This is a genomic window from Enterococcus sp. OL5 (genome assembly GCF_006491895.1).
Lineage (GTDB): Bacteria > Bacillota > Bacilli > Lactobacillales > Enterococcaceae > Enterococcus_D > Enterococcus_D innesii.
The window spans coordinates 345,135-357,049 of the sequence record NZ_VHIL01000002.1 but is presented as its reverse complement, the minus strand read 5'-3'; the positions used below and the strand labels follow the sequence as shown (position 1 = coordinate 357,049).

Annotated in this window: 16 protein-coding genes; all 16 read left to right on the top strand. The window is 45.9% G+C overall.

The window, feature by feature from the left end; all coding sequences use genetic code 11:
- Positions 1 to 506 precede the first annotated feature (506 nt).
- Positions 507 to 866 (top strand): flagellar basal body rod protein FlgB, encoded by a 360-nt coding sequence (flgB, locus tag FJU10_RS04250; protein WP_017144455.1) that lies wholly within the window; start codon positions 507 to 509, stop codon positions 864 to 866.
- 21 nt (positions 867 to 887) lie between these two features.
- Positions 888 to 1,304 carry a flagellar basal body rod protein FlgC gene (flgC, locus tag FJU10_RS04245; protein ID WP_003129038.1) on the top strand — a complete coding sequence of 139 codons (417 nt, stop codon included), beginning with the start codon at positions 888 to 890 and terminating at the stop codon, positions 1,302 to 1,304.
- 7 nt (positions 1,305 to 1,311) lie between these two features.
- The gene (fliE, locus tag FJU10_RS04240) at positions 1,312 to 1,635 is read left to right on the top strand and encodes a flagellar hook-basal body complex protein FliE (RefSeq protein WP_081117647.1); all 324 of its coding nucleotides are present in this window, start codon (positions 1,312 to 1,314) and stop codon (positions 1,633 to 1,635) included.
- Positions 1,636 to 1,662: 27 nt separating this feature from the next.
- Entirely contained in the window at positions 1,663 to 3,285 is a 1,623-nt protein-coding gene (fliF, locus tag FJU10_RS04235; RefSeq protein WP_176257033.1) for a flagellar basal-body MS-ring/collar protein FliF, read from the top strand.
- A 10-nt stretch (positions 3,286 to 3,295) separates the two neighbouring features.
- The gene (gene fliG, locus FJU10_RS04230; protein WP_005226586.1) at positions 3,296 to 4,300 is read left to right on the top strand and encodes a flagellar motor switch protein FliG; all 1,005 of its coding nucleotides are present in this window, start codon (positions 3,296 to 3,298) and stop codon (positions 4,298 to 4,300) included.
- Positions 4,284 to 5,042 (top strand): hypothetical protein, encoded by a 759-nt coding sequence (locus FJU10_RS04225; RefSeq protein WP_081117649.1) that lies wholly within the window; start codon positions 4,284 to 4,286, stop codon positions 5,040 to 5,042. Before fliG ends, FJU10_RS04225 begins: the two co-directional genes overlap by 17 nt.
- Positions 5,039 to 6,391 (top strand): flagellar protein export ATPase FliI, encoded by a 1,353-nt coding sequence (gene fliI / locus FJU10_RS04220; protein WP_077453131.1) that lies wholly within the window; start codon positions 5,039 to 5,041, stop codon positions 6,389 to 6,391. The genes FJU10_RS04225 and fliI overlap by 4 nt, the downstream gene beginning before the upstream one ends.
- Positions 6,392 to 6,413: 22 nt before the next feature.
- Positions 6,414 to 6,833: a flagellar export protein FliJ gene (gene fliJ, locus FJU10_RS04215; RefSeq protein WP_005226592.1), complete on the top strand. Its 420-nt coding sequence runs from the start codon at positions 6,414 to 6,416 to the stop codon at positions 6,831 to 6,833.
- A gap of 65 nt (positions 6,834 to 6,898) precedes the next feature.
- Positions 6,899 to 8,236: a flagellar hook-length control protein FliK gene (locus FJU10_RS04210; RefSeq protein WP_140965237.1), complete on the top strand. Its 1,338-nt coding sequence runs from the start codon at positions 6,899 to 6,901 to the stop codon at positions 8,234 to 8,236.
- Between the two features lie 12 nt (positions 8,237 to 8,248).
- A complete protein-coding gene (locus FJU10_RS04205; protein ID WP_003129052.1) occupies positions 8,249 to 8,680 on the top strand; it encodes a flagellar hook capping FlgD N-terminal domain-containing protein in 432 nt (143 codons plus the stop codon).
- Positions 8,677 to 9,039, top strand: a complete 363-nt coding sequence (locus tag FJU10_RS04200; RefSeq protein ID WP_015508733.1) for a flagellar protein — start codon at positions 8,677 to 8,679, stop codon at positions 9,037 to 9,039. Before FJU10_RS04205 ends, FJU10_RS04200 begins: the two co-directional genes overlap by 4 nt.
- 78 nt (positions 9,040 to 9,117) lie before the next feature.
- Positions 9,118 to 10,014, top strand: a complete 897-nt coding sequence (locus tag FJU10_RS04195) for a flagellar hook-basal body complex protein (RefSeq protein WP_010748537.1) — start codon at positions 9,118 to 9,120, stop codon at positions 10,012 to 10,014.
- 35 nt (positions 10,015 to 10,049) lie between these two features.
- Positions 10,050 to 10,247, top strand: a complete 198-nt coding sequence (locus tag FJU10_RS04190) for a flagellar FlbD family protein (RefSeq protein WP_005226609.1) — start codon at positions 10,050 to 10,052, stop codon at positions 10,245 to 10,247.
- Between the two features lie 11 nt (positions 10,248 to 10,258).
- On the top strand, positions 10,259 to 10,762 hold the full coding sequence (gene fliL / locus FJU10_RS04185; RefSeq protein ID WP_005472968.1) for a flagellar basal body-associated protein FliL: 504 nt from the start codon (positions 10,259 to 10,261) through the stop codon (positions 10,760 to 10,762).
- Between the two features lie 14 nt (positions 10,763 to 10,776).
- Positions 10,777 to 11,142, top strand: coding sequence for a flagellar biosynthetic protein FliO (locus FJU10_RS04180; protein WP_005231716.1), 366 nt, complete (start codon positions 10,777 to 10,779; stop codon positions 11,140 to 11,142).
- A complete protein-coding gene (fliP, locus tag FJU10_RS04175) occupies positions 11,139 to 11,903 on the top strand; it encodes a flagellar type III secretion system pore protein FliP (protein WP_140965236.1) in 765 nt (254 codons plus the stop codon). The genes FJU10_RS04180 and fliP overlap by 4 nt, the downstream gene beginning before the upstream one ends.
- Positions 11,904 to 11,915 lie beyond the last annotated feature (12 nt).

Below are 11,915 nucleotides of genomic sequence, written 5' to 3'. Positions count from 1 at the left end.
AATTTTCAGCTTCTCTTTTTTTTGTTCTTTTTTTGACAAGTTTCGTCAAATTCTTGAAATGGTACAGCTTGCAATTTTTGTGAATATTTATAGATGGTACCGTTTTTTTTCGTGAAGTATTTCTCAGGGTTTGTCATACCATCAAACACAAATGAAAATGTTTTAATCAATTTTTCGAATAATGCTTGTTTTTTATCAAAAAAATGATTTTGATCAAAAAGTATAGATATGCTTGTAAAACGCTTTATATCGATCGTTTACTTTTTATAACTGGGAACGAAATTGCGATGAAACAGTGTTTAACAAATAACATAACATACCTGTAACTTAAATGTCATATCCGTAAAGTTGCAAAAATCAAATTGTAAAATAAAAACAATTCTACTATAATGACATCACGTCTTCTTGTTTTTTTAATCTATAACAAAAAAATCAATAAATATATTTGTTTCTGTTCCATCGGTGAAAAAAACGTTTGGTACAGAAGGTGGAAGGAGCAATTATTGTTGGATACCTATGATTTATTAAAAACAGCCATGAACGTTTCTGCCCAACGTGCAGAATTGATTTCGTCTAATATCGCCAATGTCAACACGGATGGGTACAAAGCAAAACGCATCGTGTTTGAAAGCGAATTAAAGCAGGCACTCGCTTCGTCAGGGACCGACGCTGCAACCGAAGCGTCAGTTTCTCAAGTAAAACCGAAAATCACTGAAAATGCAACTACCAGCATCAAAGACAACGGCAATAACGTGGATCTTGAAGTGGAGATGTTGGATCAAGCAGCCAATGGGTTATATTACAGTGCATTGACCGCACAAGTCAACGGACGCTTGCAAATGATGAACCTTGTATTGAGTAATTGATAGAAAGCGCAGGAAAAACAAATGGGTATGTTTAATGGACTAACGATCAACGCGAGCGGTCTAGCATTGGAACGGTTAAAACTAGATACGATCTCCAGCAATATCGCAAATGTAAATACGAATCAAACACAAACAACCGCTGCTTATCAAAAAAAGAGTATTCTTTTTTCAGAAAATTTAAAAAATAGCCGTGAAGGTACACCGGCTACATACGGTGTCAAAGTGACGGGGATCGCTGCCGATGAGACAGAAAAGCTGACCTATGATCCTACAAATCCCGCTGCCAACGACGAGGGATATGTCGGTCAATCAAATGTGGATATTGCCGATGAAATGGTGGCAATGTTGCAAGCGGTTCGAACGTACGAAGCCAATGTTTCTGCTTCAGAAATGAACAAAACGATCTTGAAAAAAGCATTAGAAATATCAAAGGGGTAACGAGAAAATGGATGGACTTTTAACGACAGGATTAACAGACTACCAAAACGTTTTGCGGACACTAGGCACGGGGGCTGCTTCAAACGAGACCAGTGTTGCAGGCGCCAAGGAAAATCAGTTTTCTTCTTACTTGACCCATGCGGTCGATCAGTTGAATCAAAAAACGGCGGTCATGGATCAAGATACTGTAAATTTGATCACCGGCGATGAAAGCGATCTAGGCAATGTGATGATTCGCATGACAGAGGCGCAACTGGCGCTACAAACAGCCGTTCAAGTACGAAACAAGTGTTTAGAAGCTTACAATGACGTGAAAAATATGCAGTTTTAGCAGTGGGTGAGGGAATAAGAATAAATGATGGATAAAGTGAAAGAATGGACAGAACAACTCAAAGACCGTTGGCAAATGCAAAGCTCTTTAAAGAAAATGATCGTTGTTCTTTCCGTTATCAGCGTTCTCGGAATCACAGCAGCTGTTTATTATTTAAATACGCGAATTGAATACGGTATCTTGTTTACGGATCTAAGCGATGCCGATGCGGGAACGATCAGCAAGGATTTGGATGAACAGCAGATCGCCTACAAATTAGCCGACAATGGGACGACTATTTTGATCGATAAGGACCAAGTCGATGAATACCGCATCAATCTTGCCGTGGACAATAAGTTACCAAATACCAGTACAGGCTTTGAATTATTTGATGATGCCAACATGATGACAACGGATGAAGACCGCAAAATCATGTATCAGCGGGCAGTAACGGGCGAACTACAGCGAGCAATCGAGTCGATCGATGCGGTCAAATCCGCCAAAGTTTTACTCGTGATGCCAGAAGAAAGTGTCTTTTCTTCGGAGGAAAGTGCGCCGACGGCCTCTATCGTGTTGTCCTTGAAAAATCAGCAAATCTCAGACGAGTCCGTGCAAGGGATCGTTACCTTGACTTCCGGCGCAGTGGAAAAGCTGAAGCCTGAAAATGTAAAAGTCGTTGATAGCGCGGGCAATACGTTGACGAGAACCGAAGATGAAGCCAGTCAATTAAGTGGCTTAAACAATAAATACATTGCCATCAAAGATTCCTATGAAAAAACGCTAGAAGAAAAAGTAGCGAAGTTGCTGACACCGATCTATGGTGCAGACAAATTCCAAGTGTCGATCAATTTAGACTTGAATTTTGACTCGATCGAGCGGAAGAAAGTCACTTATGATGACCCAGAGATCAAGAGTGAAACAGTGCAGGCAGCTGGTTCGCAAGGGACCGTCCAAGAAGCCCAAACAGGGACTGTGGATGACAATGTCTCCAATGTGACGGGCACGGACGGAGAGGGGAACAATTCCTACAGTCGCTCCGTTGAAAATGAATTGGATACCGAGACCACTACGACCATTACGGCTCCTGGCATGATCGAACGAATGACCAGCTCAATCGTGATCAATGCGAACCTTTCGCAAGCGGATCAAGCAGAATTGCAGCAGTTGATTGCTAGCGCCGTCGGCTATGACAATGATCGTGGCGATCAAATTGCGATCCAAGGGTTTGACTTTGCCCAAGCAGAGGTTGATCCAGCCGCTGATCCTCAAGGGAATGAACAGATTGCAGCTGCCAAAGGTTATGTCAAGTATGCCATCATCGGCGGTATCGTGTTGACCTTGTTCTTGGTGATCTTAATGATCGTTGGCGTGATCCGACGCCGACGCAAAGAAGACGAGTTGGAAGTCGATGTGACGGAGGAGATGGTCACTTTTGCACAACCATCCGCTGCTAGCATCGGAGCGAGTAACCCGGTTGCACAAGAAGTCGTTTTTGGCGGTGTCGGTAACCGGTCTGCTGAAACGAAACCAGCGGTGCCAGAAGCATCCACACAAGAAGCCACAGCAGAACATACAGGAGAACCAACATTGGATCAAACGGCTAGAAATTATGCCGAAAGCAATCCTGAAGTAGCGGCGGAATTGATCAAAGCTTGGATGAAAGAAAAATAAGGGGGCAGCCATGGATACAATAGACGGGGTAAAAAAAGCAGCGATTCTTCTGATCTCTCTAGGATCAGATACCTCTGCAAAGATCATGAAGCTGCTGCCAGAATCATTTATACAAAAAGTGAGCTATGAGATCGCCAACATCGACTTTGTCAGTCCCGAAGAGCGGGATCAAGTGTTGGAGGAATTTTCTCATACCGCAACGGCCCGCAAATATGTCTTAGACGGCGGGATCGATTATGCCAAAAATTTGCTGAACCAAGCATTAGGCCCTCAAAAAGCCAAAGAAGTCATTGACGTATTGACTCAGATTCAGCTGCGGGAACGGCCCTTTAATATCGCTCGCAAAGCCGATGTTCAACAGTTGACCAATCTGTTGATCGGCGAACATCCACAAACGGTAGCGTTGATTTTGTGCTACATGCAGCCGGACAAAGCGGCCAGCGTCTTGTCGCAGTTTCCCGATCATTTGCAAGTGGAGATCGCTGAACGGATCGGAACGATCTCCAGTACGTCGCCTTTGGTGATCGAACGGATCGAAAAAGTGATCGAGAACAAATTCTCGAATTACATTGAGAACGATACGGAAAATGTCGGTGGTGTGCACACACTGGTAGAAATCTTGAACTCAGTCAGCCGCAGCACCGAAAAGAACATTTTGAACGACTTAGAAAAGCGGCAACCGGAACTATCCAACGAAGTGAAATCCAGCTTGTTTACTTTCGAGGATATCGTGACCCTCGATCGCTTGGATGTTCAAAAAGTCTTACGAGATGTTCAAAACGATGTGTTAGTCTTAGCGCTTAAAGGCACGACCGATGACATCAAGAACTTTATTTTCTCCAACCTCTCATCACGGGCGGTGGAAAATCTGCAAGAAGAAATTCAATTTATGGGTCCTACCCGCTTGTCTGCTGTAGAAGAAGCCCAACAAAGTGTGGTGGCTGTGATTCGACGGCTAGATGAAACCGGTGAGATCTACATCGGAAGGGGCGACCAAGATGCAGTGGTCAAATAGCAGTTTATTGAAGCAGCAGGCGGTCAAAACGACTGAAGCTGCGCGCAGTATTTTGACGGATACGACCATCAAAGCGCCGATTGAGAAACCGAGCTTGGATCCAGAACTGCAAGCGGCTAGACGTGCACGCCAGTTGGAGCAGGAACGGCATCTGCAGCAAATGGAAGCCTTGAAGCAGCAGATTTTGACCGATGCACAAGCGCAAGCAGCTCAAATTCTAGCAGAAGCGAGAACGGAAGGCTTTCAAGCAGGACAAGCAGATGGCTTTCAGCAAGGCTATCAAGAAGGACTCAATGCCAGCAAAGAAGCCGCGCAAGCATTGATGACACAAGCCCAAGCCAATGTCGCTGAAGCCGTGTCTGAAATCAACACCTTTCGCTCAGAGAAAAAGCAAGAAATGATCGCTTACGGCACGGCAATCGCCGAAGCCTTGATCAATCAACGTTTTACAGACGAGCAAGCAGGCTTCCTGCCTTTTGTGGAGTCTGTGCTATGGCAATTTGAACAACCCGATCAATTTGTGACTGTTCGCAGCCAAGAGCAGCATCTTGCAGGGTTGCGAGAATTGTTGGAAACCAAAAAGCAGACGATCAGCGGGTTTCGCTATTTACTCATGGCAGATGACAGCTTGGCGGAACATGATTTTTGTATCGAATCTGAAAATGCCTTGGTGGTTTTTGAACTGAGGAAAGAAATCGCTCGCTTTTTGAGCCAATTTCTAGAAAGCAGTGTGAAGGAATGACGTTTGAATTACCGATCACAGCGCTGCGCAAAACAGCGCAAGCACAGCCGTTTTTTACCACTTACGGCAAAGTCAGCGAAGTCGTAGGTCTGTTGATCAAAGTCGAAGGGCTGGCGGTTTTCATAGGAGAAATCTGTGAAGTCGCACTGCAAAACAAGACACATACAGCCTTAGCCGAAGTCGTGGGCTTTGTGAAAAAAACCGTGCTCCTGATGCCCCTTGATCAGCTAGAAGGCATCGGACCGGGCTGTTTGGTGCGGCCAACTGGCAAATCGTTGACGGTAAAAATCGATGATACGCTGCTAGGGCACACCTTAGATGGACTAGGGCGACCGTTAGATATGGCGCTGGAGCTGGAAAGTGCGCCAGAATATCCAGTTAGTCAAGATTCTCCTGACCCCTTTCGTCGTCAAAAAATCGCTGAGATCATGCCGACAGGTGTCCGGGCGATCGATGGTCTCTTGACCGTCGGCCTTGGCCAACGGATCGGCATTTTTGCCGGCAGCGGGGTCGGTAAGAGTACCTTATTGGGGATGTTGGCTCGTTATTGCGAAGCCGATGTCATCGTGATCGGCTTGATCGGCGAGCGGGGACGAGAAGTCAAAGAATTTATTGAAAATGATCTAGGCCCAGAAGGTTACCGCAAGTCGGTCGTTGTCTGTGCTACTTCCGATATGCCGCCTCTCGTACGATTAAAAGGGGCTCATGTGGCAACAGCGATCGCTGAGTATTACCGCGATCAAGGTAAGAAAGTCGTATTGATGATGGATTCGGTGACCCGTTTTGCGATGGCGCAGCGGGAGATCGGTCTATCGACAGGTGAACCACCGACGACCAAAGGTTATACCCCTTCTGTGTTTACAGCTTTACCGAAGTTGTTAGAACGCAGTGGGATGTCTGACAAAGGCTCGATCACGGCCTTTTATACCGTCTTGGTAGAAGGGGATGACATGAATGAACCGATCGCTGATGCGGTGCGGGGGATTCTTGACGGTCATATTCTGTTGTCCCGAAAAATCGCCGCTCAAAATCATTATCCTGCCATCGATATTCAAAACAGCCTCAGCCGTTTGATGAAGACCCTCGTTTCTGAGGAACAGCATGAACATGCGGGGGAACTAAAAGAAAACATGGCCGTTTATGCAGAGGCCAAGGATTTGATCGATATCGGTGCCTACAAAAGCGGCAGCAATGCGTTGACCGACCAAGCGATCGCGTTGCATCACCCTATCCTACGGTTTTTACAGCAAAAAGTGGATGAGCGGATCCCATTTGAACAAACGATTTTTGAATTGGCGCATTTGTTCAGTGAAGAAGCGCTGATCGAGCGCCAGCGTTCGACCATGTAAAACAGATCATAAAGGAGCAACTATGCAAGCATTTCACTTTTCCTTAGAAAAAGTATTGGATCACCGAAAAACCATTGAGCAAGAAGCCAAACGAGCGTACGCCCAAAAACAACAATTGTTGATTCAGCAAGAACAGCACCTGAATACGCTGACACAGGAAAAAGCCCAGCTTTTTGATGTCAATGAGATGACCATTGGGCGGATGCAAGTGCAACAACGCTATTTGCTTGCTTTGAATGCCACCATCGATGAGGTTCAGAACAAAATGTTTCACGTGAAGCAAGAATTGGCAGAGTCTTTATCGGTGGTGGTAGAAGCGCAGCAGGAACGCAAGATCGTGGAAAAACTGCGAGAAAAACAATTTGCTGAATACACCTATGAACAGCAATTGGAAGAGCAAAAACAATTGGATGAGTTCGGCAATCGCGCCTTATTTTCTTAAAGCACTAATGGCTTTAGTGATGAGACGACCTTGGGTTCAAAGCATCAGCTGAGAGGAGGTGAACAATGAAAGAGATCACAACAAGTGCCGTAACCGCTGTACCTGTCGGTAGCAAATCAAAAAAGATGGAGGCGTCACCAGAAGTCTTCAGTTTGCTGATGCAACAGCTGACGGAACAGAGCGAAAACAACCTGCCAGACCCTATCGAAACATCAGGGATGACGGAGCAAACCGCCGCCGCACCAGAAATGGGCACGGCCAGCAGTATGGAACATCTGCCGCAGGAGCCAGAAATCACTTCAGCAGCTGGACAACCTGCAACGACACAAGCGCCAAGAATGAGCCAGATCAGCCAGGCACCTTTTGCAGGCTTGGTTCAAGAAGCGCCACAGGCATCAATGGCAACGACGGAGCAGAACCAAACGAGCGCCACAGCAACTTTAGCACCAATAGACGTAGCCACCACAGTCATCGACCCCTCCGAGTCTACGCTTGAAGGTCTGGATTTGATGACAAATGACAGAAGTGAAGCCGCAGCACCAACGCTTGAAACGCCTTTGCCAGAAGACTTAGTAGGCGAAGAGCAGTCCACGGCAAAAGGGATCGCGACTTTCAAGGAAATCGATTTAGTAACAAAAGCCGCGATTGCGCAGACGACAGAAGCACAGCGGAAACAGTCCACCGAAGGGACCGCGCAATTGGGCCAAACGGGACCATTAAATCAAGTGTCGCCAGTGACCAACCAAGCGACGGATACGACTAGCACCTTGCAACGCACGAATGAAACAGTCGCCAAAAAAGCGGAAGCTGTTTCTGCACAAGCCATTGCTTCTTCAGCAGTAACTGACAATGAAATGGCGGCACCAGCACTGCAACTGCTTGATGTTTCTTCCCTTTTGACCAAGCAAGGACCGGCGCCAACAAAAGCGAGTATGGAGCAAGCGGTCCTGCCCTTAGCAAAAGCGACTGCCCAACTTGTCCAAACGAGCAGCACGGCAAGCGAGAAAAAAATCACGCTGCAATTCGTTCCCGAAAAATTAGGCACGATCCAGCTTTCCCTAGAAACGAATGCCCAAGGCAGCCGCTTAGAACTGACCGTTCAGCAGCCGCAAGCCAAAGAATTATTGCTGTCCATCAAGCATGAGCTAGAGCAAGTTTTGCAAAAGCAAGAGCAGCCGATCCTAGCGATCAAAGAACCTACGTTAGCTTCTGTCCAGCAGGCTAGTCCGCTGGCAAATCAATCCTTTGCCGGCAGTATGATGGCAAGTGACAGTCAGTTAAGCCAACAGCGTTTTTTACAGGCTCAAAAAGGACAAAGCAAAAAGCCATTTCATCAAAGCAATACGGCTGAAGAAGAGCAGCAATTAGCACCGATCGATCATACGATCAGTATTTTAGTGTAAAGGAGGAGACCTATGGCAGATGAAATTACAGCAGCTGCGGCCGGTATTGCCAATACATCGGCATTAACGCAAACAAAAAAATCTTCAGATATCTCCATGGATGATTTTTTGAAGATCTTAGCCGCATCTATGAGCAACCCATCGATGGGAGGCAGCGATTCTTCTGGTGGTGGTAGCACCGACTATATCTCGCAACTGGTTCAATTTACGACCTTAGAGAGCTTGAATGAATTGAGCGAAACGTTGACGACCTCGGTGATTTTACAGCAACAGCAGCAAGCCTTTAGCTTGATCAATAAACAAGTCACTCTGATGGACGGCACAGAAACATTGTCAGGAACCATCGAAAAGGTCCGCTTTGCCAATGGCTACGCCACGATCGTCGTAAATGGCAAAGAATACAGTATGAGTGCGATCCAAGAGATTGGCGGCGAAGCAAAATGAGTTTGACGATTCAACAGGGGCTGCAAAAAGTTGCCGGGGAGCCTTATCAACATCCCCGCAAAGGCGTGGACAAACAAGCCTTTTCTGCAATGCTTGAACAAAAACAAAGCGACATCAAAGTCTCCCATCATGCGCAAAAGCGTTTGACCGCAAGAGAATTGACCTTACAAGACGATGATTATCAATCCCTTTCAACGGCGCTTAGTGAGCTCGCGGAAAAAGGCAGCAAAGAATCACTGCTCGTGTACAAAGATATGGGCTTGATCGCCGATGTCCATTCACGAACCATCATTACGGCGATGGGGATGAACGAGCTTCACACCGTCACCAATATTGACAGCGCCACATTTATCAAATAGCAGCTGGACTGAAAAGGGGCTGCAAGTATTTTCTGAATGACAGAGGAAAATACGCCAACCATAAGGAGGAAAACAAGCATGTTACGATCATTATATTCAGGTGTCAGTGGAATGAAAAATCTTCAAACGAAAATGGACGTGGTTTCCAATAATATCGCCAACGTCAATACGGTTGGATTCAAATCAAGTCGAGTACTTTTCCAAGACATGATGAGCCAAACGATGTCTAACGCAACTGCGCCAGGCAACGGCTTAGGCGGGATCAACGCAACGCAGATCGGTTTAGGGGTTCAGACGGGCTCCATCGATACTATCAATACAGTCGGTGCCCCGCAATCGACAGGTCGCAGCATGGATTTTTATATCAGCGGACAGGGCTACTTTATGGTACAAGGACCAGGAGCAAATGGCGAAACCTATTACACACGAGATGGCGCATTCGTGCGCGACAGCAACGGAACCTTGACCAATAGTGATGGGATGCAAGTCTTAGGTCGTTCAGTCAATGGCGGTCAACCAGTTGTCTATGATGACAACTTTGATGAAAACACGGCATTGAGCGGACAAGATGCGGTATCTCCCTTGTCGATCCCAAGCACACTGACCGTCAATGGGGAAACCTTGACCTATAACTCCATGGCGATCGATGCCAATGGCTTAGTGTTGGCAAAATACGGCAATCAAACCTTTGTGATGGGAAAAGTCGGTGTCGCAACCTTCAATAACCCAGAAGGCTTAGAAAAAGTCGGCGGCAACAACTATATCCAAACCAGCAACTCAGGGAATCCGATCGTTGCAGGACCTGGCAACAATGGCGCAGGAACGCTGCAAGCAGGTGCCTTGGAAATGTCCAATGTCGATCTTTCGACAGAATTTACCGAAATGATCATTGCGAGCCGTGCCTATCAAGCAAATTCAAGAAGTATTACGACTTCTGATGAAATGCTGCAAGAATTATTGAATCTAAAACGTTAAGAACGTAACGCTTCACCATTGAGAGGAGTTTGACCATGATTCTAGTGACAGCATTGAATGGCAAGCCATTCTATTTAAATCCAACATTGATTTATCGGATCGAAGAAATGCCGGATACATTGATCACACTGACAGACGGCAAAACATTAGTGGTGACGGAAGCTGCGCAAGAAGTTGCGCAGCGGGTGATCGAGTATCATACGGTGATCCATTCGAACCAAGTGAAAACGTAAGGGTGGGAAAGATGGCAAAAGAAGAAAAAGCACCAAAAGCAGAAAAAGAGAAAAAAGGCTTGAGTATGGTTGTTTTACTGCCGATCCTCTTGATCGTGGTAGTCGGCGGCAGTATCGGCGGAACCTTAGTGACGAATCACTTTTTGACGGGGGAAAAAACAGCAGCTGCTGAAACAGCAAAAGACAGCAGCAAAATCTCCTCAGACGAAGCGATCGTGGCATTGGATGAATTTTTAGTCAATCTGGCCAAAGAAGACAACCAAGAGCAGCAATACATGAAGGTCAATTTATCGATTTTAGTGGCGGATGAGGAAAAAAGCGCGGAAGCCACGAAAAATGTGGCCGTCATTCGTGACAGCGTCGTAAATTTATTGCGCCAACAAAAGGCCAGCGGTATTTTGAGCTCCGCCGAAAGTGTACCGAATTTAAAAAAAGCATTGAAAGAAACAATTAATCAGGAATACGGATCAGAAATCGCCAAGGATGTTTATGTGACGGATTTAGTGATCCAATAGAAAGAGGCATGTTGATGGAAACATTTTTATCGCTGGTCAAAATGATTGGGTTTTTGCTGCTTATTCTTTATTTGATCAACATCAGTTTGAAATATTTGAATCGTTACACGAACCAGCACAATCACCAGCTGCGTATTTTGCAAAAAATCGCCGTCAGCAAATCGTCTTCGATCGGGATCGTCCAAATCATGGACAAATGCTATGTCATGAGCTTTTCTGAACAGCAAAACCAAATCATCAAAGAGTTGACGCCAGAAGAAACGGCCGCTTTTTTACAGCAAAGCCTAGAAAGCACCCAAGTGCAAGCTGGCAAAGATTTTTCTGAATGGCTAAACAAAGCCAAGGCGGAAATTGCTGGAAAACGAGGCAAGCAAAAATGAAGAGCAAAGGCAGAGATATCAAAATCATGGCTGCGGTCCTTTTCAGCAGTCTGATGCTTCCGCAGACGGCGTTTGCCTTAGACACGGAAGACGTCAGTTCCACCATTAACAATTTATTGTCGAATGGGAACGGCTCAAGTGATACGATCAATACTTTCTTGTTGCTGACGCTGCTTTCCCTCTTACCGGTCTTGCTGATCATGATGACTTCTTTTACTCGTATCATCATGGTCTTGTCCTTTGTGCGCAGTTCGTTAGGTACGCAGCAAAACCCGCCCAATCAAGTGTTGATCGGGTTGGCCTTATTCTTGACATTTTTTATTATGAAACCTGTGTATACCGACGTCTACCAGCAAGCGATCGAACCGTTTGATCGACAAGAGATCAGCCAAGCCGAAGCCTTTGACCGCTCAGAAAAACGGATCAAGGCCTTTATGATGGTACAGATACGGGAAAAAGACATTGCCTTGTTTGCGGAAGCTGATGGGGAGACCGAAAAGTATCATTCTTCTGACGATGTTCCTCTGACCGTTATGGTACCGGCGTTTATTATCAGTGAATTACGAACGGCTTTCAGTATCGGCTTTTTGATTTTTATTCCCTTTTTGATCATTGATCTGGTCGTCTCCAGTATCTTGATGTCGATGGGGATGATGATGCTGTCGCCAATCATGATCTCACTGCCCTTCAAGATCTTACTATTTGTTTTAGTGGATGGCTGGTATCTGATCGTGGAGTCGCTGATCAATAGCTTTCAATAGCCGCTAAGAAAG